Source organism: Lentzea sp. NPDC051838 (genome assembly GCF_040681245.1).
GTDB lineage: Bacteria > Actinomycetota > Actinomycetes > Mycobacteriales > Pseudonocardiaceae > Lentzea.
Genome location: NZ_JBFAYI010000010.1, coordinates 123,392 through 145,965 on the forward strand (window position 1 = coordinate 123,392; position 22,574 = coordinate 145,965).

Annotated in this window: 21 protein-coding genes; 12 read left to right on the forward strand and 9 right to left on the reverse strand. The window is 68.8% G+C overall.

Annotation, left to right across the window (positions count from 1 at the left end; translation table 11 throughout):
* On the forward strand, positions 1-162 hold the full coding sequence (locus AB0M24_RS23245; RefSeq protein WP_363771319.1) for a DUF397 domain-containing protein: 162 nt from the start codon (positions 1-3) through the stop codon (positions 160-162).
* On the opposite strand, the gene AB0M24_RS23250 is transcribed toward AB0M24_RS23245, so the two are convergent.
* The gene (locus AB0M24_RS23250) at positions 159-797 is read right to left on the reverse strand and encodes a hypothetical protein (RefSeq protein WP_363771322.1); all 639 of its coding nucleotides are present in this window, start codon (positions 795-797) and stop codon (positions 159-161) included. The genes AB0M24_RS23245 and AB0M24_RS23250 overlap by 4 nt on opposite strands.
* Positions 798-866: 69 nt before the next feature.
* On the opposite strand from AB0M24_RS23250, the gene AB0M24_RS23255 reads away from it, so the two are divergent.
* Complete coding sequence (locus AB0M24_RS23255; RefSeq protein WP_363771325.1) at positions 867-1,724, forward strand: ornithine cyclodeaminase family protein; 858 nt, start codon at positions 867-869, stop codon at positions 1,722-1,724.
* On the opposite strand, the gene AB0M24_RS23260 is transcribed toward AB0M24_RS23255, so the two are convergent.
* Both AB0M24_RS23260 and AB0M24_RS23265 read right to left on the reverse strand, forming a co-directional pair.
* Entirely contained in the window at positions 1,717-2,112 is a 396-nt protein-coding gene (locus AB0M24_RS23260) for a hypothetical protein (RefSeq protein WP_363771328.1), read from the reverse strand. The two genes, AB0M24_RS23255 and AB0M24_RS23260, sit on opposite strands and share 8 nt — an antisense overlap.
* 55 nt (positions 2,113-2,167) lie before the next feature.
* Positions 2,168-5,887, reverse strand: coding sequence for an ALF repeat-containing protein (locus tag AB0M24_RS23265; RefSeq protein WP_363771331.1), 3,720 nt, complete (start codon positions 5,885-5,887; stop codon positions 2,168-2,170).
* Between the two features lie 222 nt (positions 5,888-6,109).
* On the opposite strand from AB0M24_RS23265, the gene AB0M24_RS23270 reads away from it, so the two are divergent.
* A complete protein-coding gene (locus AB0M24_RS23270) occupies positions 6,110-6,565 on the forward strand; it encodes a hypothetical protein (RefSeq protein WP_363771334.1) in 456 nt (151 codons plus the stop codon).
* Positions 6,566-6,664: 99 nt separating this feature from the next.
* Here the strand turns inward: AB0M24_RS23270 and AB0M24_RS23275 are convergent, their stop codons facing one another.
* Together AB0M24_RS23275 and AB0M24_RS23280 are read right to left on the reverse strand one after the other, a co-directional pair.
* A complete protein-coding gene (locus AB0M24_RS23275) occupies positions 6,665-7,843 on the reverse strand; it encodes a family 16 glycosylhydrolase (RefSeq protein ID WP_363771604.1) in 1,179 nt (392 codons plus the stop codon).
* Positions 7,844-8,102: 259 nt separating this feature from the next.
* Positions 8,103-9,539 (reverse strand): trypsin-like serine protease, encoded by a 1,437-nt coding sequence (locus AB0M24_RS23280; RefSeq protein WP_363771337.1) that lies wholly within the window; start codon positions 9,537-9,539, stop codon positions 8,103-8,105.
* A gap of 131 nt (positions 9,540-9,670) precedes the next feature.
* Here AB0M24_RS23280 and AB0M24_RS23285 point away from each other — a divergent pair, with 131 nt between their 5' ends.
* Positions 9,671-10,234: a WHG domain-containing protein gene (locus AB0M24_RS23285; RefSeq protein WP_363771340.1), complete on the forward strand. Its 564-nt coding sequence runs from the start codon at positions 9,671-9,673 to the stop codon at positions 10,232-10,234.
* Positions 10,231-10,794: a hypothetical protein gene (locus AB0M24_RS23290; protein ID WP_363771343.1), complete on the forward strand. Its 564-nt coding sequence runs from the start codon at positions 10,231-10,233 to the stop codon at positions 10,792-10,794. The genes AB0M24_RS23285 and AB0M24_RS23290 overlap by 4 nt, the downstream gene beginning before the upstream one ends.
* On the opposite strand, the gene AB0M24_RS23295 is transcribed toward AB0M24_RS23290, so the two are convergent.
* Positions 10,750-11,172 carry a nitroreductase family deazaflavin-dependent oxidoreductase gene (locus AB0M24_RS23295; protein WP_363771346.1) on the reverse strand — a complete coding sequence of 141 codons (423 nt, stop codon included), beginning with the start codon at positions 11,170-11,172 and terminating at the stop codon, positions 10,750-10,752. The genes AB0M24_RS23290 and AB0M24_RS23295 overlap by 45 nt on opposite strands.
* Positions 11,173-11,175: 3 nt before the next feature.
* Positions 11,176-11,937, reverse strand: coding sequence for a LuxR C-terminal-related transcriptional regulator (locus tag AB0M24_RS23300; protein WP_363771348.1), 762 nt, complete (start codon positions 11,935-11,937; stop codon positions 11,176-11,178).
* 94 nt (positions 11,938-12,031) lie between these two features.
* Here AB0M24_RS23300 and AB0M24_RS23305 point away from each other — a divergent pair, with 94 nt between their 5' ends.
* From AB0M24_RS23305 to AB0M24_RS23320, 4 genes are read left to right on the forward strand one after another with little or no spacing between them, the layout of a single operon-like run.
* On the forward strand, positions 12,032-13,687 hold the full coding sequence (locus tag AB0M24_RS23305; protein WP_363771351.1) for an AMP-binding protein: 1,656 nt from the start codon (positions 12,032-12,034) through the stop codon (positions 13,685-13,687).
* A 10-nt stretch (positions 13,688-13,697) separates the two neighbouring features.
* Positions 13,698-15,632 (forward strand): NB-ARC domain-containing protein, encoded by a 1,935-nt coding sequence (locus AB0M24_RS23310; protein ID WP_363771354.1) that lies wholly within the window; start codon positions 13,698-13,700, stop codon positions 15,630-15,632.
* Between the two features lie 28 nt (positions 15,633-15,660).
* Positions 15,661-16,476, forward strand: coding sequence for an SDR family NAD(P)-dependent oxidoreductase (locus tag AB0M24_RS23315; protein WP_363771357.1), 816 nt, complete (start codon positions 15,661-15,663; stop codon positions 16,474-16,476).
* A 15-nt stretch (positions 16,477-16,491) separates the two neighbouring features.
* Positions 16,492-17,655, forward strand: a complete 1,164-nt coding sequence (locus tag AB0M24_RS23320; protein WP_363771360.1) for a hypothetical protein — start codon at positions 16,492-16,494, stop codon at positions 17,653-17,655.
* Here the strand turns inward: AB0M24_RS23320 and AB0M24_RS23325 are convergent.
* Both AB0M24_RS23325 and AB0M24_RS23330 read right to left on the reverse strand, forming a co-directional pair.
* The gene (locus tag AB0M24_RS23325) at positions 17,633-18,496 is read right to left on the reverse strand and encodes an AraC family transcriptional regulator (protein ID WP_363771363.1); all 864 of its coding nucleotides are present in this window, start codon (positions 18,494-18,496) and stop codon (positions 17,633-17,635) included. The two genes, AB0M24_RS23320 and AB0M24_RS23325, sit on opposite strands and share 23 nt — an antisense overlap.
* 29 nt (positions 18,497-18,525) lie before the next feature.
* Positions 18,526-19,212: a nitroreductase family protein gene (locus AB0M24_RS23330; protein ID WP_363771366.1), complete on the reverse strand. Its 687-nt coding sequence runs from the start codon at positions 19,210-19,212 to the stop codon at positions 18,526-18,528.
* A gap of 42 nt (positions 19,213-19,254) precedes the next feature.
* Here AB0M24_RS23330 and AB0M24_RS23335 point away from each other — a divergent pair, with 42 nt between their 5' ends.
* From AB0M24_RS23335 to AB0M24_RS23345, 3 genes are all read left to right on the forward strand, one after another.
* Positions 19,255-20,163 carry a LysR family transcriptional regulator gene (locus AB0M24_RS23335; protein WP_363771369.1) on the forward strand — a complete coding sequence of 303 codons (909 nt, stop codon included), beginning with the start codon at positions 19,255-19,257 and terminating at the stop codon, positions 20,161-20,163.
* A 92-nt stretch (positions 20,164-20,255) separates the two neighbouring features.
* On the forward strand, positions 20,256-21,368 hold the full coding sequence (locus tag AB0M24_RS23340; RefSeq protein WP_363771372.1) for a glycosyltransferase 87 family protein: 1,113 nt from the start codon (positions 20,256-20,258) through the stop codon (positions 21,366-21,368).
* A complete protein-coding gene (locus AB0M24_RS23345; protein WP_363771374.1) occupies positions 21,365-22,573 on the forward strand; it encodes a histidine kinase in 1,209 nt (402 codons plus the stop codon). Before AB0M24_RS23340 ends, AB0M24_RS23345 begins: the two co-directional genes overlap by 4 nt.
* Position 22,574: the final 1 nt, after the last annotated feature.

A 22,574-nucleotide genomic window follows, 5' to 3' on the forward strand; every position in this document is an offset into this window, starting at 1 on the left:
ATGGCCGAGTGGCGCAAGAGCACCCGGAGCGGGAATGCGAGCAACTGCGTCGAGGTCGCCAATGGTGTCGGTGTCCGGGACAGCAAGGCGCCCGCCGCTCACGTCGAGGTGGGCGCGGCGGCGTGGACCTCGTTCCTGAGCACGGTCAAGCGCGACCGCTAGCCTCCGAGGTAGGGGGAGAAGTGGTCTGAGACGGTGTCGGCGACCGCTTCGGCGTCACGGGTGCCGTCGACCTCGATCACCCGGATCCCCAGTTCCCGGGCACGCAGCACGGCGTCCTCGGCGACCAGGCGGTCGCGGTCCAGACGGTTCTGCTGCCCGCGCGCCGGATCGCTGACCTGAGCGCCGAGCGCCGCCGCCCTGGGCAGCCTGCGGATCTGGTGTTCGCGGAACTCCGGCGCCGGCACCATGACGACCATCCGGCGCGGCGAGTCGACGAGTGGCGCCACCAGTTCCGGGCGCAGGCCCCAGCCCTCGGCGAGGATCGGGCGGCCGGACACGAGGGCGCACAGGTCGTCGAGCGCCCACCCGAACCGGATCGGGAACCCGGCCAGGGTCCGAGCGGCCATGTCTTCCGGTGTCGTGTGCACCCACAGGTCGTCCGGGGAGCTCGGGAGCGGTTCGCCGCGGGCGATGCGGCGGTCGTTGTGCGCGCGGGCGTCGTGGTAGTCGTAGTGGTACGCGGTGATGCCGTGTCGCAGAGCCAAGATCCGTGCCACGGTCGACTTGCCGGCCCACTGCGCGCCGCCGATCCACAACGCGGTGCGCACTGTCTCGAACGGGTCCCGAGTTGTCACCGGGTCATGGGATCACATGACAGCCGGGCCGTGGATCCCCGCCGCGGTCCGGTCGTTAGCATCAGAACCATGACCATGCCCGCAGCGATCGAGGCCGTCCGCGCAGCGTTCATCGGGCTGACGGCGGGGGAGTTCGAGCTACCGGCGCGGCAGGCGTTCAGCGACAGCCGTTCGCTCGTGATGGCGGTGCACCACCGGCCGACGGCGTCCACGGCGGTCAAGGTGATCAGCATCGAGATCGAGCGCGACCCGGTGATCACCGGCACGGTCGTCTACTCGGATCCGGACGGGCAGTTCGTCACGGACGCGGTGCCGCTCACGACGTTGCGCACCGGAGCTGTTGTCGGTGTGGCGACGGATCTGCTCGCCGACGAGGACGCCTCGCACCTCGCGTTGCTCGGGGCGGGAGCGCAGGCGAGGGACCAGGTGCGGGCCGTGCACGCGGTGCGGCCGTTGAAGAAGCTCGTGGTGTTCAACCGCAACGCGCGCAAGGCCGAGGCGTTGCTGGACAGCCTGAAGGACGAGCTGCCGGACACCGTGATGGACGTGGCGCTGGACGCCGAGGAAGCGGTGGAGGGCGCGGACGTCGTGTGTTGCGCGACGGCGTCGACGGTGCCGCTGTTCTCCTGCGACGCCTTGAAAGACCGGGTGCACGTCAACGCCATCGGCTCGTACCGGCCGGTGATGCGGGAGCTGCCGCAGGCGTTGCTGGAGTCCGCGGAAGTCGTGGTGGTGGACCAGGTCGAGGCGGCGCTCACCGAGGCCGGCGAGATCATCCGGGCGGTGCGGTCCGGGGTGCTGCGGCTGGAGTCGCTCGTCGAACTCGGTGCGGCGCTGGGGAATCCGCCGTTGCGCGAGGGCCGGACCGTGTTCAAGTCGGTCGGCGTCGCGGTGCAGGACTGGGCGGTCGCCCGGCTGCTCAGCTGACCTGCAGCACGATCAGGTAGTAGCCGCCGTCGTGCTGCGTGAACACGACTTCCGCGCCCGCTGAGGTGCGCACCGCGATCTGGTTGCCGTGGGTCAGCGCGGCCCACGGTTCGAACGTGATGTCCTTCTGCCGCAACGAGTCCAGGAACTCCTCGCGTTCGACGGCACCCAGCTCGGGCTCCAGCGCGATCTTGTCGACCCTGCCGTCCGCCACGAACAACGACAGCTCGCCCCAGTGGTACGGGTAGCCGGAGGCGTTCGGGCGCAACCGGAGTGCCGGGTGCGGCCTGCCGGGGCCGAGCGCGGCTTCCGCGTCGGACAGCGGCATGCCGAGCCGCACCGCGCCGAGGTGGCCGGTGGCGGCGAGTTCGAGCAGATCCTTCATCACGAAAGTCACCCTACGAGGAAAGGGGGACGGGAGCGGCGCCCCCGTCCCCTGGTCGTCAGCCCGGTCCGAAGATCACGTACACGTTCGTGTACTCACCGATCGGCGCACCCGGCGGCTTCGTCTCGACGAAGATCACCTTGTTGAAGCCGTACTTGCCGGCCATGTGCCCGGTGAACGTGCCGCGCGCAGCGTCCTCGAACGACATCCCCGCCTTCATGTTCTTGTTGAACGAGTTGAGGTTGGACGGCATGTTCGTGCCCCAGATGCCGGCCACCGACTTGATCTGGCCGGCGAACTGGTCGAACGCCCGGCTCACCATGTCGCCACCGACGCCCTTCGAACGGCTGTCCTCGGCGACCTCGATCGCGATCTCCAGCCGGCCCTGCTTGGTGAGCACGGTGGCCATGTCGGAGCCGTCCCTCAGCGCGATGTTCAGGAAGTCGTCGCCGATCTTGACGCCGTCCTTGGCCGCCAGCACGCCGATCCGGCCGAACCTCGGGATCCAGCCCGGCGGGAGGATCGCCATCGCGCTCCACCCGCACGCCTCCGCCTGGCTCAGGAGGTTCTTGTCCGTCGCGCAGTTGCGGAAGTCGCTCAGCACCGCCTTGGCGAACTCCAGCAGGATGTGGCCCGCGATCTCCATCGTGTTGACGGAGTGCTCCTTCACGACCTTGAAGTCGATCCGGACGCTGCCGATCTCGAACCGCTCGCACTGCGACTTCGAAGTGGCGCCAGGCGGGCACTTGAAGGTGAAGTACCTCATCGTGCCGGTGATGTGGTGCTCGACCTTGTAGACGCAGCTCGCACCGCCCGCGCGGGTGCCCCAGCAGGTGCCGGAGTCCGGGATCTCGCGCGCGTCGTCCTTCATGTCGGAGGGCTCGTACTCGATGCCGAACGGACTGACGTCCGCCTCCTTCGGCACGTCACCGGCGTTGCGCTGCTGTTCGGCCGTCGAGGCGAACCGGCCGGCGGCCTCGATGGCCGCGTCCGCCGCCTCCTGCGCCTTCTTGGCGTCCTCGTGCGCCTCGTCCGCGCTCTTGCGCGCGGCGTCAGCGGACTTCTTCGCCTCCGCGGCCCAGTGGTTCGCGGTCGCCGCCGACGCCGAGGCCGACGCGGCGGACGCGGAAGCCGCGTTGGCGCTCTTCTGCGCCTGAGCCGCGGCTTCCCTGGCCCGCTTCGCCGACGCCGCCGCCTGGTCCGCCGAACGCTGTGCCGCTTCGGCGTGCGACTGCGCCTGGCGCGCCGACTCCTTCGCCTCCGCGGCCGAAGCCGCGGCCTTGTCCCGCCACTGCGCGGCCTCCTCGGCGGCCTTCTTGGCGATCGCCGCCCATTCGGCCGCCTTGTTGGCGTTCTCCCGCGCCAGTGCGGCCGACTGGTCGGCCTTGGCGAGGTAGCCGTCGATCACCGCGACGTGCTTGGCCGCGTCCGCGTCGGCCACCTGAGCGTTCGGCAGCTGCAGCAGCAAGAACTTCGCGAGGTACGAGTCCGGGCCGGACAGCGCCGCCTGGGCGACCGCCTTGACCTCGTCCCCGCCCTGCTCGTAGGCCTTGTTGACGGCCTTGCGGTCGTCGTGCAGCGCCGCCGCGAACCGGCCGGTCTCCAGGAACTCGTGCAACGCGTTGGCGTTGCCCGCGAGCTCGGCGTTGAGCGCCTCGTTGCCCTTGGCGTACACGACGCTGCTGCTGCCGGCCGCCGCCATGACGCGGTTGACCTCCTGGCGGTCGGCCTCCCGCTTGCCGGGGTAGTCCTTGGTGCGCAGGAACTCCTTGACGACGTCGTAGCTGCCGCGCTCGGCGACGAGTGAGGCGTCGCGTTGCTTCGGGATCGTCGTGGTGCGGCCGATGATGCCGACGCTCGCCCGGTCGTCCTGCTCCACCGCGAACGCGAGGTTCCTGGCGAGGAGGCTGCGAACCGCGAACTCGTTGCCGCTCAGCGCCTGTTCGGCCGCCGAGGCGACCCACGGGCCACCGCGGGTCAGCAGGCGCATCGCGGCCTGACGACCGGTCGTCACCGGGGCGTCCGGCTTGCGGGCCTCGGTGAGCAGACGGTCGGTCTCGGCGTCGAAGGTCTCGCGCTTGCCCGGCGTCCAAGTGATCTTGTCGCGGGTGCGGCCCTCCTCCACGACCGCGTCCTGCGCGTCGCGGACGCCCTGGGACTTGGCCTGCTCCAGCCGCTCGGCGTCGGCGTCCCGCGAGGTCTTCGCCACGAGATGGGCCTGGTCGGCGGCCTTCTTCGCGGCCACCGCGGCCTTGTCCGCTTCTGCCGCGGCGGCCGCGGACCTCTCGGCTGCCTTCTCGGCCTCACCGGCGTGGTTCGCGGCCTCGTCGGCGGCGTCGGCGGCTGCCCGTGCGTGGGCCGCCGCCCCGTTCGCGGCGTCGCGTGCGTCGAACGCGGCCTTCGCCGCCTGTCCGGCCAGCGACTGGCTGGTGCTCGCTGCCCGGCGGGCTTCCGCGGCGGCCGCGCGGGCACGTGCCGCCGCCTGCTCGGCCTCCTGGGCGTTGGCACCGGCGGCACGAGCCGCTGCGGCCGCGTCCTCGGCGTGCTTGGCCGCGAGGTCGGCGTTGGAGCTCGCGCTCGTGGCTGCACCGGAAGCCTTGCCGGCCTCCGTGACGGCCTTGCCCGCGGCGTCGGAGGCCGCAGCCGCCGCCGTCGCGGTCTTGGCGACGTCACGCGCGGCCTCTGCTGCCACGCGCGCGTCGTGCGCACGGCCCGCGTCGGACGCCGCAGCAGCTGCGGCGTCGTGGGCGCGTCCGGCGGCACGTTCGGTCATGGACGCGGCGATGGCGGCCTGACCCGCCGCGTTGGCCGCGACCTTGGCGGCCTGGTTCGCCCGCCCCGCGGCGTTGATCGCGGTCTGCGCGGCCGCGGCAGCACCCTGAGCGGCGGTCGCGGCCCTGGACGCGGCCTGCGCGGCCTTGGCGGAGTCGTTGCGGGCGGCGTCGGCTTCCTGCGCGGCCTTCAGCGCGGCGGCCTTGGCCTTCTCCGCCGCGAGCACCGCCTGGTCGCTCGCCTCCTTGGCCGCGTCGGTCTGCTCCGCGGCACGGCGCTGCTCGGCGTCGGCGAGCGTCGCCAGCGCGGCGACGGTCATCGTCTCCTGGTCGCGCTGGGCGGCGACCTGCCATCCGCTGCGCAGGAACTCGCGGACGTCGTCGATCGTGCCGTCGAGCGCGCGCTGCGCCGCGACGTAGACGTTCGAGCCCTCGGCGCTGGTCGCGACGATCTTGTTGACGGCCATCCGGTCGTCGTGCTCGGCCGCCGCGTACTGGCCGGTGTTGATGAACCTCAGGACGTCGTCGAACGTGCCGTTGAGCGCGGCCTGTCCGGCCTGCTTCGTCTTGGCGCCACCACGCGCGATGATCTTGTTGACCAGTTGGTACTGGTCGTTGCGCCAAGGTTCTTGGTAGCCGGTGTTCAGGAAGGCGCGAACGTCCTCAATGGACCCGCTCATCGCGGTGTTGGCCGCGTTGCGCACCGCGGATCCCGCGGTGGCCATCATTCTGGTGAGCTTGATGCGGTCGTCGTGTTCGGCGATGACCGGGTAGTCCTCGGCGATGAACTTGTGAACCTGCTCGTCGGTTCCGACCAGCGCGGCACTCGCGGCTTTCACCACGAGCTCGCCGCCGGTTCTCACGAGCTCCAGCGTTCTCGCTCGCTCACTCTGTTCAACTGCGGCGATCGCGGTGACAGGAGTCACTGCTCCCGCAACGAGTCCGAACACCGTGACGAGCACAACACCTGCGCGGCCCATGCGGAAACCGCGCGTCTGCACGCGCATGTCTTCACTTCCCCCAGATGGAAAACGACGTATCCGCCGGGGATGGTAGCGACAACTCGGCGGTGCGATTAGAGTCCCGTCTGCAACTGTCTCTGGGGGGACTCACGCATGAGCGGCAAGGTCGCGCCGACGCGCGCCGATTTTCCGGCGCCCGCGCTGCGCAGGATGCACTCCCCTGTTCGTCGAAACGAGGTAGAAGTGCGTTCAATCCGAAGAGGTTCGGTGGCCGTGGTGACGGCGGCGGCAGCCGTTGTCCTTGGCACCGTTGGGGTTTACGCGATGGCGCAGGACGCGCCGAACGACCAGCAGCCGTCGCTGGTCGAGGACTTCGCCTACCCTGGCGCGGACAAGATCCTCGCCGAGAAGGGCATCACGCTGCTCAAGGGTGACGGCCACATCCTGCTGGAGAACTGCGTCACGAACGCGACGGGCCAGATCGCGCTGCGCAGCTCGCAGCACGCGGAACCCATCTGCTTCAAGGTGACCGGCGCCACCGGCTGGCTCAGCCTGTCGATCCCCGAGGTCTACTCGATCAAGGGCGACGGCCACAAGGGCGAGGCCAAGATCACGACCGACGAGGGCGCGACGACCCGCACCGAGCCGATCAAGGTGAACAACTGGACGCCGATCAACTCCGGTGACGGCGGCACGCTGCTCGAGCTGAAGGCCTGGAGCTAGAAAAAACCGCGCTGGACGCGAACCCTTCCGCCGCAGGGGTTCTCGTCCAGCGCGGTGACTCTCCCGGCCGGATCATGCGCTACCCGGCCGGGAGAAACCTCATACCTGCCACTTCTGGCTGGCGACGCCGAGGCAGTCCCAGATGTGGAGTCTCGTGCCGTCGGCCGAGGAACCTCCCACGGCGTCGAGGCACTTGTTCGCTTGCGGGTTCACGATGTCCTGAGCCCCGCTGACGGCCCACTGCTGTGCGGGGGAGCCGTTGCAGTCCCAAAGCTGGACCACGGTTCCGTTCGCGACCCCGCCGCCGTTGACGTCGAGGCACTTGCCCAGCGCGCGGATGGTGCCGTCACCGGGACGGCTCCACTTCTGCGCCGCGTTGCCGTTGCAACCGGTGATCTGGATGGGCGTGCCGTTGGCGGTGTTCGCCCACGGGACGTCGACGCACTTGCCGCCGATGCCGTGGATCTCCGAGCCACCACCGGAAGGCGGGCTGTCGTTGGAGACGCGGACCCAGTCGATCACGAGCTGCTGCGGGAACGTGGTGCTGCCGTCGGGATAGCCCGGCCACTCACCACCGACCGCGAGGTTGATGATGATGAAGAACGGCTTGTTGAACACCCACGGGTTGCCGTTGACGTCGGTCGGCGTGTTGCGGGCGTAGACGTTGCCGTCCACGGACCACACGATCTCGCCGGGACGCCAGTCGACCGCGAAGTTGTGGAAGCCGTCGGCGAAGTTCGGGCCGTTGTAGGCGTGGGACTTGCCGCCCGCGCCGCTGTAGCCCGGTCCGTGGATCGTGCCGTACACGGTGTTCTGCTGGTGTCCCAGGAACTCCATGATGTCGATCTCACCGGAACCCGGCCACGGGTTGCCGCTGTTGATGTCCGCACCCAGCATCCAGAAGGCCGGCCAAATGCCCTTGCCGCGCGGCATCTTCATGCGCGCTTCGAACCGGCCGTAGGTCTGGGTGAACTTGCCCGCGGTGTTGATGCGGGCGGACGTGTACTGGCAGGGACCGTTCCAGCACTGCTGGCCCGGGTTCTCGCGCTTGGCGGTGATCACGAGATTTCCGTTGCCGTCGTGCACCGCGTTCGAGGTGCCCGACTTGTACCACTGCAGCTCTTTGTTGTTGCCGTTGTTGTTGCCCACTTCCATTTGCCACTTGCTCCCGTCGACACCGGTGCCGGCGGGGGCGTTGAACTCGTCGGCCCAGGTCACCGCCGCATTGGCAGGGGGAGCTTGGGTGGTGGTGGCGACGGTGATCCCCGCGGCAACCATCAAGGCGGCAGCGAGGGCCGTCCCGATGCGTCGCTGCATCGAACCGACCTTTCCGGGATTTAGTTGTGCGCCCAGTGGTTCGGAAGTGTTGTCACGCCGTGACTCTCGGTCAACGTGTAAACCTTTTCATATTTCGGTCAGGTGGGAGCGCTCCCAAACGATCTAGGGCTCTACCAGGCGGGTTTGGGGAGGTTGGACGGTTCTGGACGTTGAAAGGTCTCCGGAAGACCGGGAAACGGCCTTCCGGAGACCTGGTGGGTCAGCCTTGCGGGGTGGTGATCACGTTGAAGACCGAACCACCGCTCGCCTGCCGAGCGCTGAGGTCCTCGAGGATCGTCGACAGAGGTGCGTAGTTGTTGAGCTCACCGACCTGGCAGGGGCCGCTGCGCGCCTGCTGGCTGCCTTCGAGGATGCCGAGGCCCGCCTTGGTGACCTGGCTGAACAGCGGGCTGCCGCTGTCACCCGCGCGGGCGCACAGGTCGGTGTTGATGCCGACGTCGGTCGACAGGACCCGGCCGCAGCGCGTGCCGACGAGGTAGTCGACGCCCGCGCCGCTGTCGTAGGAGTCGGGGTAGTTGACCGAGCTGGCGCCGGAGCCCGTGGCGCACACGACCGCGCCGGTGAGGATCTGGTTCAGCGGCGTGACCGAGGTGATCTCCTGGTTCTGCGAGGTCGCCTGCGGGCCGCACGGGGTGTCGCCGTTGCTGTCCAGACCGCCGTTGCGGCAGTACTTCAGCACGATGTTGCGGTTGGTCTGGTTCTCCAGCCACGTGTTCGCGGTCGCCGTGTCGACGTACCGCACGGCGGCGTAGTCGTACGGGTAGAAGTTCTTCTCGATGCCGTGCTGGTTCAGGATCGCCTGGCGGTTGTGCTCGGTCGGCACGTTGTTCGTCTTGGTCGCCATGCAGTGGCCCGCGGTCAGCACCCACGGCGCGTTCGGGAACGCGCCGCCGGTGGTGCGCAGGTTGAAGCCGCTGGTGCAGCCGCCGGTGGTGCCGTTGTCACGCCTCATGTCCAGGCGCAGGCCGCCGCGCATCGGGCCGTATCCCGTGCAGTACAACGGATGGCAGAAGCCCCAGTCGACCGGGTCGGCCGAGTACGGGGTCGGCTTCGGCAGGACGCGGGCCGAGACCAGGCTCGGGTCCGCGTCGAACGCGCGCATGTCGGTCTGCTCGGACACGGCGGGCTTCTTCAGCCACGAGCGTTCCCAGACCACCACGCGGTTCTCGGTCTGGCTGACGGCCGGCAGGTACACCGACTCCGCGCCGGCGCCGACCTGCTTGCTGATCCGCGCGTGGGCCGCCTGCAGCGAGGCCAGCGAGTTCTTCACCGTGCGGACGGTGACGTTCCTGCGGTCGGGCAGGGTGGCGATGTGTCGTTGCGCGGCAACGGGCTTCGTCATCGCGACGACGAGCTTGCCGCCCGCCTCCTGGTCGATCCACATGCCGCCGTACTCGCCGGCGGCCTCGCGCTTCAGCGTCGCCTCGAGCTTCGACGCGTCGTTCTGGAGCTCGAGTCTGCGTAACGCTTCACGTTCGCTGACCTTGTACGTCGCCTTCAGGTAGTTGATCGACTCGCGGACGGAGCTCGGGTCGATCGAGGTGTGCAACGGTCCGGCGGTCGCCGGCGCAGCCGTGATGGTCGCCGCGGACAGCAGCCCCGCGGTGACCGCCCCCAGAATCTTGGCTAGTCGCAATGCATTCTCCTTGCCGATGCGATTGACCTGACCTTCTTAGCGGGGAAGCACCGAGCTTCGCGGGGAATCCGCAAGATCTTCACAAAACCTTCGGTGGACACCCACAGGCTAATGGTGTTAGCTTTTGGGCTATGGCCGTTCGCTCACGTCTCACCACCGCCAAGGTCGTGGACGCCGCACTGGAGCTGGTCGACGAGCAGGGTGTCGAGGGACTGACGCTCGCCGCCGTCGCCGCCCGCACCGGCGTCGCCACGCCCTCGCTGTACAAGCACGTCGCGAGCCTCGCCGAGCTGCGCGGACACGTCGGCGTGCGGGTGCTGGAGGAGATGACCGACAGGTTCACGCAGACCGTGCTCGGCCTGTCGGGAGACGCGGCCGTCGAGGCGCTCATGCACGCCTATCGCGCCTACGTGAAGGAAAACCCGAAGCGCTACGCCATCGCGCCGATGGACCCGCTGCACGACGAACTGCAGCAGGCAGCGGGCCGGAAGCTCATCGAGGTCATGTTCGCGACGCTGCGCGGCTACGGCCTGGAGGGCTCTGACGCCGTCCACGCCACGCGAAGGCTGCGGGTGATCGTGCACGGCTTCGCGTCGATCGAGTCCGGTGGCGGCTTCGGCCTGCCGGAGGGACTCGACGACACCTACGACCAGCTCGTCCGGATGTACCTCACCGATCTCAGGGGGCAAAGATGAAGTGGACGCTCACCGCCGCGGGCCTGCTTTTCCTGCTGTACCCGGCATTACGGCCGTGGGAGGACGAAACGACCACCGCGGGCGCCCAAGCCGCGATGGGTTCACCGGCGTGGGTCGCGTCGCACCTGTTCGCGATGATCGGCTTCATCCTGGTGCCGATCGCGTTGCTGGAGATCCACCGCACCGCCGCGATCACGTTCTGGGTCGGCGCGGGCCTCACGTTGCCGTACTACGGCGCCGAGGACTTCGGGCTGCACGAGCTCGCCGCGCAGCCGAACATCCTCGAACTCGCGGAGTCCATCCGCTACAACCCGGTCGCGGTAACGACTTTCGCCGTCGGGCTCGTGACGATGGGCGTCGCCGCGATCATGGTCGCGCTCAGGCTTCGCACGGTGCCGGCGATTCTGTTCGCCGCCGGGTTCGCGTTGTTCCTGCCGCAGTTCTTCACGCCGCCCGCAGCACGGATCGCGCACGGCGTGCTCATGATCGTCGGCTGTGCGTGGCTCGCGTGGGACTCAGCGCGGAGTCAGGCGAAAGACCCGCAGCTCGCGGCCTCCTGAGCGGGCCACGTAGTCCTCGAACGCCGGCCAGGCCGCGACCATCTTCTTCCACGCGGCCTCGCGCTCTTCCCCTGCCAGCAACGTGCCGCGCACGTCCTGCACAGAACCCCGGACGTTCACCTGGATGTCCGGGGTTTTCAACAGGTTCGCGGTCCACGCGGGGTGGTGCGGCTTGCCCCAGTTCGAGCCCACCACGAGCATCGACGGGCCGTCGGCCACGTACTGGACCTGGTTCAGCCGCTGCTCACCGGACCTGGCGCCCACCGTGATCAACGTGAGCCCTGTCTGCTTGCTCATGGAGACGGTCATGACCTTGCCGCCGGTCAGCTTGTACAGCAGGCGGTCGGTGCCGATCACGGCCTTCTCGAACCACGACATCTCTTACAGCGCTCCCGTCGACCTCGCCGCGTGGACGGCGGCGGTTCTGTTGTGCACCCCCAGCTTGCGCATCGCGCCCCGGAGGTAGGCCTTGACGGTTTCGGTGCTCAACCCGAGCTCGGCGGCGATCTCCCGGTTCGACGCACCCACCGCGGCGAGGCGGAGCGTATCGAGTTCGCGCGGGGTCAGTCCGCTCGGGACGGTGACAGGAGCTTCACCACCGAGATCTTGGTGAACGCGGCGCAACCGTTCGCGCAACGCCGGATCACCGACCAGGCGGGTCACTTCGGCGAGTTCGCGCAGGGCTGCTTGGGTGTTGATCGAAGGCATGTCCAGGTCCTGTGCGAAGCCTTGGGCGATGGCGCCAGCCATCCTGATCGACCGGTCACCGACGGTCAGCTGCCCGCGCACGGCCCCGTAGAGCACGCCGTGCACAGTTCCGCGAACCGTGACCGGATAGGCGAACACCGAGGTCAGGCGCTCGTTGACGACCACCATCTGGTCGAACTCGTGGGTGATCGCGCGGGTCGAGGCGTAGTCGTTGACGCGCACCGCCGTGCCCATCGCGATCGCCGTGCCGCCCAGACCGCGTCCGGTGCCGACGCGCAGGCCGTGCAACGACGTGCCGTGCGTGCCGTAGAAGCTGCTGAGCAACAGGTCACGTGTGGGCGTGACGGCGCCGCCGAACACGACGGGCAACCCGGTGGCACGGCGGAGCATGTCCAGGCGTTGCGGCAGAAGCGCCTGGAAGCGGTCTTGCAGCACGTCCAGCAGTTTTGCCGATGGAAGCACCCTCGAAAAGGGGTGCACCCTCGTTCGGGGGTATACCTGCGCCTGAGGTCTCTCCACCCTCTGTGCCATGTCCAGTCACGACACCTACCGCGCGGCCCGCGACCTGATGCTCACCGACCCGGCCTCGTTCGCCTGGCCGAGCTTCGAGAGCTGCTTCAACTGGGCGCACGACTGGTTCGACTTCATCGCCGAGGGCAACACCGCCACGGCGTTGCACATCGTCGAGCAGGACGGTTCCGAGCGCGCCTACACGTTCGACGACCTGCGCAAACGCTCGAACCGGGTCGCGCGCTGGCTCGCCTGGCACGGCGTCGGCAAGGGCGACAGCGTGATGATCATGCTCGGCAACCAGGTCGAGCTGTGGGAGTCGATGCTCGCCGTGATGAAGCTCGGCGCGGTGATCATGCCGACGACCACCGCGCTTGGCCCGGCCGACCTCGCGGACAGGCTCAAGCGCGGCAACGTCCGGCACGTCATCGCACGGGTCGAGGACGCCGACAAGTTCGAGGACGGCCCGGTGTTGATCGCCGTTGGGGGAGCGACCGCGGGCTGGCTGGACTTCGCCGAGACCGCCGAGGCGCCGGACAACCCGTTGCCGCACCCGAAGACCAGGGCCGACGACCGGCTGCTCCTGTACTTCACGTCCGGCACGACCAACCGTCCCAAGCTGGTCGAGCACACCCAGACCTCGTACCCGGTCGGGCACCTCACGACGATGCGCTGGATCGGTCTGCGGCCCGGCGACGTGCACCTCAACATCAGCTCGCCCGGCTGGGCCAAGCACGCCTGGAGCTGCTTCTTCGCGCCGTGGATCGCCGAAGCGACGATCTTCGTCTACAACTACGGCCGGTTCGACGCGGCCGCGCTGCTCGGCCAGATCCGGGACAAGGGCGTCACGACGTTCTGCGCGCCTCCGACGGTCTGGCGGATGCTGATCAAGGCCGACCTGAGCGGCGGGCCGGGCACGTTGCGCGAGGTCGTCGCCGCTGGGGAGCCGTTGAACCCCGAGGTGATCGAGCAGGTCCAGAAGCAGTGGGGCCTGACGTTGCGGGACGGGTTCGGGCAGACCGAGACCACGCTGTCCGTAGGCAACGTGCCCGGTGCTCCGGTGAAACTCGGCTCGATGGGACGGCCGTTGCAGGGCGTTCCGGTCGTGCTCGTGGATCCGATCAGCGGTTTGCTCGCCGAGGAAGGCGAGATCTGCATCGACCTGGCACAGCGGCCCATGTCGTTGATGGTCGGCTACCACGGCGACGAGGAGCGCAACGCCGAGGCGATGGCCGGCGGTTACTACCACACGGGCGACATCGCGTCGCGCGACGAAGACGGCTACCTGTTCTACATCGGACGGACCGACGACGTGTTCAAGGCGTCGGACTACAAGATCTCGCCGTTCGAGCTGGAGAGCGTGCTGATCGAGCACCCGGCTGTCACCGAGGCCGCGGTCGTGCCCGCGCCGGACCCGCTACGGCTGGCGGTGCCCAAGGCGTACGTGGCGTTGAGCGCGGGATGGGAAGCTGATCGGGACACGGCGTTCGCGATCCTCAAGCACGCTCGGGAGAACCTGGCGCCGTTCCAGCGGATTCGGCGGCTGGAGTTCTTCGAGCTGCCGAAGACGGTGTCGGGGAAGATTCGGCGGGTTGATCTGCGCACAAGGGAGGAAAAGGGTATCGACGGCGCGGGGGAGTGGAGAGACGACCAGTTTCCTGAGTTGCGCGGGTAACTTCGGTTCCGTGACGCCTGAAACCGTTGTGCCACGCCAGTTGCCCGCGCGGCCCCCGGTGTTCGTCGGGAGGCGGGACGAGCTCAAGGCGCTGGACGCCGTCGAGTCCGGGATCGCCGTGGTCTGCGGTCCCGGTGGGTCCGGCAAGACGTCGCTGGCGTTGCGATGGGCTCACGACAACGTCGAACGGTTCCCCGGCGGCCAGCTCTACGTGAACCTGCGCGGGTTCGACCCGGCTGCCGCGCCGTCGCAGCCCGCGGTGGTGCTGCGCGGGTTCCTGGCGGCTTTGGGCGTTGCGCCGGAACGGATTCCGGACGACGTGGAGGCGCGGTCGGGGTTGTTCCGCGAGCTCGTGGCGGACCGGCGGATGCTCGTGGTGCTCGACAACGCCCGCGGCGAGGAGCAGGTCCGGCCGCTGCTGCACGGCGGGAGTGCCAGCCTGGTGGTGGTCACGAGCCGCGACCGGATGGACGGGCTGGTCGTGTTCGAGCAGGCCCAGCCGCTGACCGTGCCGGTGCTGGCGGACGACGAAGCCGTTGCGCTGCTGACCCAGCGGCTCGGTGCGGAACGGCTGGACGACGCCGAGGCGGTCGCGGAACTGGTGCGGCAGACAGGCGGGTTGCCGCTGGCGCTGGCCGTGGTGGCGGCACGGGCGTTGGCGAATCCGGGCTTTCCGTTGCGCGCCTTGGTCGGTGAGCCGACGGGTCTGGACGCGGTGTTCGAGGCGTCCTACATAGCGTTGTCGGACGAGGCCGCCACGCTGTTCCGGCTGCTGGGTGTCCACTGTGGACCAGACGTCGAGCTCGGCGCGGCCGGGGCGCTGCTCGGTGCGAAGGCGCGGAAGCCGTTGGCCGAGCTGAGCCGGATGCACCTGGTGGACGAGCACGTGCCCGGCCGGTTCCGCCTGCACGACCTGCTGCGGACCTTCGCCGCCGAGCTGGCGGCACCGGAAGAAGCACGGCAGGCGCTCGAACGGGTGCTGGACTTCTACCTGCACACCGCGTTCGCCGCGGAACGGATGCTGGCACCGCATTGGCCGTCGATCGAAGTCGAGTCGGAGGCGTCCTTCGCGAGCTACGACGACGCGGCGGCGTGGCTGGAGGCCGAGCTGCCGGTGCTGCTCGCGGCCACCGAACTCGCTGTGCGGGAAGGCTTCGACGTCCACGCCTGGCAGCTGCCGTGGACGATGTCGACGTACCTGTACCGCAGCGGGAGGTGGGACGACCGCGCGTCGACCCAGCACACCGCGCTCGCGGCGGCCAGAAGGCTCGAGGACCGCTCGGCGGAGGCGGTGACGCTGCATCTCAGAGGCCGTGGCCGGGCGATGCTCGGCGATCACGAAGGCGCACAACGAGATCTCGCGGCCGCGCTGGCGTTGCACCAGGCGCAGGACGACAAGGCGGACGTCGGCGTCACGCACTTCTCGATCGCCTGGGCGCACGCGTTGAACGAGAACTTCGCGGCGGCGCATGACCACGCGCGGAAGGCGCTGGACGCGTTCGTGCTCCACCGCAACCCGCAGTGGATCGCGCTGATCCAGGGCGCGCTCGGCTGGGTGAGCGCGATGGCCGGCAACCTCGACGCGGCGCTCGACCACTCCACCGAGGCGCTGCACCGGTTGCGGGTGCTCGGCGACATCGACGGCGAGGCGTACGCGCTGCGGACGTTGGGCTATGTGCACCACAAGCTGGGCGAACACGATCGGGCGGCGGTCGTGCTGTCGCTCGCCGTCGACCAGTTCGCGGGGCTGGGGGAGCGGTACGGCGAAGCCCAATGTGCCGACGAGCTCGGCGACGCACTCGCCGCCGCGGGAGACCGGGAAAGCGCGCGGAAGGCGTGGTCACGGGCGGAAAGCGTGCTGGCGACGCTCGGACATCCGGACCTGGCGGACGTTCGGCTGAAGCTGATCGACACTGGCGTGCCGGAGCGATCACTGGAAACGTGAGGCTCCCACGACGACAGGGAGTCCTCGCATGGTGCGCAAGATCGCCGGTCGCCCGGCCGTGATCACCGGGGCCGCCTCGGGAATCGGCCGCAGCCTCGCCCAGCGGCTGTCCCGGCACGGCTCGCCCGTGGTGATCGCCGACGTCAACGCGGAAGGCCTGGAGGAGACCGCCAAGTCGCTGCACGGCCCGGTGCTCAGCCGGGTGCTCGACGTGCGGGACGCGGACGACGTGCACCGGTTCGCCGGTGAGGTGAAGGACTGGCTGGACCTGCCGATCGCGGCGGTGTTCAACAACGCCGGCGTCGCGATCGCCACGAGTGTGCGGGACGCGGTGCCCGAGGACGACGCGTGGCTGTTCGACATCAACTACTGGGGCGTGGTGAACGGCACTCGGGCGTTCCTGCCGTTGCTGCTGGAGCGCAACTACGGCGTCATCGTGAACACCTCCAGCGTGTACGGGCTGGTCGGGATGCCGAACAACAGCGCGTACTGCTCCGCGAAGTTCGCGGTCCGCGGGTTCACCGACTCGTTGCGGCAGGAGCTGCGTGGCACGGGCGTCTCAGCGGTCACCGTGCATCCGGGCGGCATCAAGACCAACATCGTGCGCAACGGGCGCATCCACAGCGATCCCGACGGGCGCGGCCGGTCGCACGAGCAGATGGCCGAGGACTTCGAGAAGATCGCGCTGACCACCCCCGACAAGGCCGCCGAGATCATCCATCGCGGTGTCGAGGCGGGGAAGGCGCGGATCCTCGTCGGGCCTGACGCGTACATCTTCGACGCGCTCGCCCGCATCGCTCCGACGCACTACTTCAGCGTGATGGCGCGGTTGTTCGACCGGTGAGGCATGATCTCCGCCGTGGCTTCCTCGGCGGTGGTGCGGCGCACTGAGCAGTGGTTCGTGCGGCAGGGCGCGCCCACGATGATCGAGGGCTACGGCTTCCGCTCGCACGTGCTGCCGCGGATGCTGCCCGCGCTGACGTTCGTGGCCGTCGGCAGCCTCGCGTGGCTGGTGCTGCTGCAGTCCACGGGGCTGTCGAAGTGGCTGATGCTCGGCGTGGTCGCCGCGGTGACGGTGGCCGCGTGGATCGTGCTTTCGCTGTTCGTGCGGAGGATGCCGAGCTTCTCCCGGCGGACCACCATCGTGCTGTTGGTCGTGTACGCGGCGATGCCGATCATCGTGCCGGTGCTGCAGATCCTGGTCGACGACGGTGTCTCCACACCTGGCGTGCCGGAGATCGAGAACGAGTGGCTCGTCCTCGTGTGGTTCGTCGTGTTCTTCGGCCTGGTGTTCGTGGCGACGATGCTGGCCACCACGTACGGGCTGGGCGCGCTGCTGAAGGCCGCCATCCGGCACGTGATCGCCGACCTGCGCAACAGCGTGCACCTGCTCGGGCGGGCGTTGCCGCCGATGCTGTTCGTGACACTCTTCCTGTTCTTCACCGGCGAGCTGTGGCAGGCGATGAACCAGCTGCCGTGGCCGCGGGTCTCGTTGATCGTGCTGCTGTTCGCCGCGATCACCGTGCTGGCCGCGGCGGCCCGACTGCGCGACGAGATCGGGCGGGTGGAACAGGATCTGCGGCCGGAGATCCTCGCGGGCGCCTGCAGGGGCACACCGCTGGCCGGGATCGAGATCGCCGAACCGTTGCAGCCCAGGCGGTTGAACGGCCGGCAGCTGCGCAACCTGCTGGTGATGCTCGCAATCCGGCAGCTCGTGCAGGCGGCGGTGGTCGGGCTCGCGCTGTTCGCGTTCTTCGTGGTGCTCGGCCTGATCGTCGTCACGCCCAAGATCGCCGAGCAGTGGATCGGGGACACCGTGGCCATGTCGTGGATCGGAGTGCCGTCGGCGATGTTGCGCAACGCCACGTTGTTCGCGGCGTTCGGCAGCATGTACTTCTCGGTGATCTCGATGAGCGACGCCGAGCACCGCCAGCGCTTCTTCGCGCCGCTGATCGAGAAGGTCGAGCGGACTTTGGAGGTTCGCGCGGTGTACCTGGAGGTCAGAGGGCGGGTTCAGGCCTGAGCACGGCGTCCCGGCTCGGCGGCAGGCCGAACTGGCGGCGGTACTCGCGGCTGAACTGCGACGGGCTGTCGTAGCCGACCTTGTGGCTGACGCTGGTGACGTCCCTGGTGGTGGCGAGGAGCAGGCGGGCTTCCTGGAGGCGGATCTGCTTCTGGAACTGGATCGGGCTCATCGCCGTGACGGCCTGGAAGTTGCGGTAGAACGCCGATTCGCTCATGCCCGCCATCCGCGCGACGTTCTCGACCTTGAACGACTCGGCGTAGTTCTCGCGGATCCAGCTGACGGCTCTGGAGATGTGGCGCAGGCTGCTGTCCTGCGTGCCGAACTGGCGGATCACCGCGCCCTGCTCGCCGGTCATCACCCGCCAGAGGATCTCCTGCTTGATCAACGGGGCCAGTGCTCGCGCGTCCTGTGGTGTGTCGAGGAGGCGCGCGAGCCTGGTGACGGCGTCGATCAGCTCCGGGGTGGCGTCGCTGACAGCCAGGCCTTCCGGGGTGCCCTGGGTCTTCGGCAGGTCGTGCTGGAGCAGGAGTTCGGCGACCTTGTCGGGCCTGAGGACGAGTCCGATGCCGAGAGCTGGTTCGTGCGGGCTGATGTCGACGTAGTTGCCGGTGATCGGCATGTCGATCGAGGCCACCAGGTACTGGCCGGCCCGGTAGTCGTAGACGCGGTTGTTGAGCGCGATGCGTTTGCGGCCTTGCGCGACGAACGCGAGGATCGTGCCGGTCATGCCCGGCTCCGGGAGCTCGCCCGCGGTCACCTTGGAGACCAGGACGTCCTCGATCGACGTGGTCATGTCCGGCCGGGCGTGCTTGGCGAGCAACGCGCGCAGTTCGTCCACGACTTCGAGTGTTCCTGGCGGTGGGACTATCAGGCAAGTGTGAGGGCCTCCGCGAGCGGTTTGCGGCGGAGGTCCGGGACCTCGCAGTCGTCGGCCGGGTAACCGACCGGGAAGAGGATGTACGGGCGTTCGCCTGGCCGTCCGAGCAGGTCGCTGAGGAACGTCATCGGGTTCGGGGTGTGGGTCAGCGTCGCGAGGCCCATGTGGTGCAGGGCGGCGATGAAGAAGCCGCACGCGATGCCGACGCTTTCGTTGGTGTAGTAGGTCTTCTTGCCGTTCTGCTGCTTCTGTGCGAACGCGATCACGAGCCACGGGGCCGTGGTCAGGAACTCCTTGTCGGCGTCGGTTTCGAGCGGGGCCAGGGCCGCGTGCCACTCCGGGATCTCCCGTTCGTGGTAGAAGCGGCGTTCTTCTTGTTCGGCTGCCTCGCGGATCTGGCGTTTGAGCTCGGGGTCTTTCGTGGCCACGAACCGCCACGGCTGTTGGTGGGCGCCGCTCGGGGCGGTGTTCGCGGCGTGGACGGCGAGTTCGATCGCTTCCGGTGGGACTTCGTCGGGGGAGAACCAGCGCACTGAACGGCGTGCGTCGAGCTTCTCGTAGAAGGCTTTGCCGCGGTTGAGGCTTTCCTCGATCGGGAGTCTCGCGGGCGTGTACGGGATGAACGGGTGGCGGTGCGTCCGGGTCACGATCTGGACGATGCCCCCGGTCACAGTCATTTGACCAGCTCAAGTTTCTTGTATGAGTAATAAGATCTGCTCATGAATCTGCCCAACGTGACCGTGCGGCAGCTCGAGTACCTGATCGCGGTGGCGGAGACGGGGTCGTTGACGGCGGCGGCTGCCCGTTGCCACGTCTCGCAGTCGGCGATCTCGTTGGCGTTGAGCGAGTTGGAGAGCGTGCTGGATCTCCGGCTGGTCGTCCGGTCGCCGCGTCGAGGGGCCGCGGTGACGGCGGCGGGTGCGCGGGTGCTCGGGGACGCTCGCCAGGTCGTCGCGGCGATGAGTGAGCTCGGGCTGGCGGCTCGCGGACTGTCGCAGCAGGTCAGCGGCGTGTTGACGGTCGGGTGTTACGCGCCGATCGCGCCGTTCCACCTGCCCGCGGCGATCGCCACGTTCGAACGCGAGCATCCCGAGGTGTCGGTGCGGTTCGTGGAGGGGAGCCTGCCGGAGATCCAGGAGGACCTGCTCGCCGGGCGGTGCGAGATCGCGTTCCTCTACGACCAGGACGTGCAGCCGGGGATCGCCGTGCACACTCTGTACGACCAGGCGCCGAAGGTGCTGCTGTCGGCTTCTCACCGGTTGCGCCGGCGGCGTGCGGTGTCGTTGCGGGAGTTGGCTGCCGATCCGTTCGTGCTGCTGGACGTCCCGCCGAGCGAACGCTACTTCCGCGCGGTGTTCGAGGCCGCGGGCGTGGACATGGTCGTCACGCACCGGGCTCGCAGCTTCGAGCTCGCGCGGTCGTTGGTGGCGCGGGGGATCGGGTACTCGGTGACCGTGCAGCAGCCGGAGATCTACCAGTCGTACGAGGGTTTTGAGGTGGTGGCGGTGCCGTTGCGCGATGCCGTGCCGACTACACCCGTTGTGCTCGGCTGGGCTGCCGGTGGGCCGTTGACGCGGCGGGCTGAGGCGTTCATCTCGCATTGTGCGGAGCTGTTCCGTGCTACTTGAGTAGTACACGGCGGTTTTGGCTACGGCGGTAGCGGATCAAGAGGGCGCCGCGGTACGACGATTTCGTCGTCGCGTTTTCCTAGCGTTCTGGTGTGCTCAAAATCCGTTCTGCCCCAGCGGTTCTCGCGGGTGCGTTCGTCCTCATCGGACTGGTGGGGTGGTTCGCCGGGTTGCCTCTCGGCCTCGACAGCGCTGTCTACCGGTCCGGTGCGTGGGCTGTACTGCACGGTGAGGCGCTGTACGAACACCTGACCGCGACGCCGTCCTGGTCGATCGACCTGCCGTTCACGTATCCGCCGATCGCGGCCGTGTTGTTCACGCCGCTGGCGTTGCTGCCGGTGCAGCTGGTGTGGGCGCTGTTCGCCGCGGTGTCCGTGCTCGGGGTCGCCGCGGTGCTGCGGTGGACTTCCGGGCCGTCGCCTTTGTTGTTCCTGCTGGTGTTCAGCCTGGAGCCGGTGTGGCGGACGATCGGGCTCGGGCAGATCAACGTGCTGCTGATGGTGATGGTCGTGTTCGACCTGCTGCGCAACGACTCCCGGTGGTCTGGTGTGCTGATCGGGGTCGCGGCGGCGGTGAAGCTGACGCCGTTGATCTTCGTGCTGCACCTGCTGGTCACCGGCCGGCGTCGGGAGGCGGCGCGGGCTCTGGGTACGTTCCTCGGGTTGCAGGTGCTCGGATTTCTTTTGCTGCCTGCGGATTCGGTGCGGTTCTGGGGTTCGGCGATCTTCACCGGCAACAACGCGACGGGCAACGGCTACTTCACCAACCAGTCGATCTCCGGTGTGGTGCAACGGCTCACGGGTGGGGCTCCGGTTGTTGCGGTGGTGCTGTGCGTGGTCTATGTCGTCGTGGCGGCGGTGTTGGCGCGGCGGGCGCATCTGCGCGGTGAGCCCGTGGTCGCGATGCTGATCACGGCTGGGTGCGGGGTGCTGGTCAGCCCGATCTCGTGGTCGCACCACTGGGTGTGGGTGGTGCCGCTGGTGGCGTTGCTGGTGGCCCGCGGGTCTCGCGTGGCGCTGGTGCTCGTCTGGGCGGTCTTCCTGGGGGCGACGATGTGGGCTCCGTCGGGCAATGCGTTGCTGGACAACCTCTACGTGCTGGCGGCGCTGGCCGGGTGCGCTGTCTGGTGGGCACGCGGCCGATCCGGAGTTGATGTACGTTCGAGCGTGGGAGCGGGTGACGTGCCGGGACGGTGGAACCGATGAGATCGTTCTTCTCTGCCGGTGTGTCCACGTTCTTCCGGGCGAACCGGCTGGTCAGGACGCCTCAGTCGACGAAGTGGCGATTCCTGCGGCTGGTGTCGACCCTGGGCGCGGCGCTGGTGGTCGTGGCGCTCAACTCTGATCCGGGACCGCTGCCGCCGACGGTCGCTTACGCCTCGATCCCTGCACTGCTTCTCACCGGGTTCAGCGCGGTGGTGGTGCTGCTGACGTTGGTGCACCCGTTGTGGGCGTGGCGGTCGGCGGCGGTGCTGCTGGTGCTGTCGCCGATGGTCCTCAGAGGACTCGCCGACGCGTGGGGCTGGCCGTGGATGCCGGGAACGATGCTCGGCGGTGCCGTCGTGCTGCTGGTGGTGGCGCAGGGCTACCGCCAGGCCGTGCTGGTGTGGGTGTTCGCGGGTTCCCTGGTCGCGCTGTGGCTGCCGCACCTGCTCACGTTCGAGAAGTTCTTCCTGCTGAGTGCTGTCGCGGGCGGTGTGCTGGTGCTCGGCAACGCGATGCGGTTGCGGCGCATCGCGGAGGCCGAACGCGTCGACCAGCGGCGGCGGCTGGAAGAGGAGGAGACGCGGGCCACGACGCTGGAGGAGCGTGCGGTGATCGCCCGCGAGCTGCACGACGTCGTGGCGCACCACATGTCGGTGCTGGCGTTGCGGGCGGGGAGTGCGCGGTATCGGTTCTCCCTGCCGCCTGAACTGGAGGTGGAGTTCGCGGAGATGCAGGAGACGGCCCGCGAGGGGCTTTCCGAGATGAGGCGGCTGCTGGGCGTGCTGCGCAACTCCGACGGCGAGGTCGAGACCGCGCCGCAACCGCGCGTGGAGCAGATCGCCGAGCTCGTGGAACGGTTGCGGGGCGCCGGAGTCGTGGTGTCGCTGGAGATCTCCGGTGACGTCGCCGGCGTGCCTTCCGGCGTGGCGCTGTCCGCGTACCGGATCGCGCAGGAGGCGTTGAGCAACGCCGTCCGGCACGCTCCTGGCTCCACTGTGGACGTTCGCATCTCGGTTTCCGCGGAGGAGTTGCGGCTGGTGGTGACCAACAGCCCGGCCGAGTCGCCGCCACCCGACGACCGGCCCAAACACGGCCTGCTCGGCATGCGGGAACGGGTCGCGACACTGCGGGGGACGCTGCTGGCGGGGCCGGGTGAGATGGGCGGGTTCGTCGTGGCGGTCACGCTGCCGTTGAACGGGGGATGAG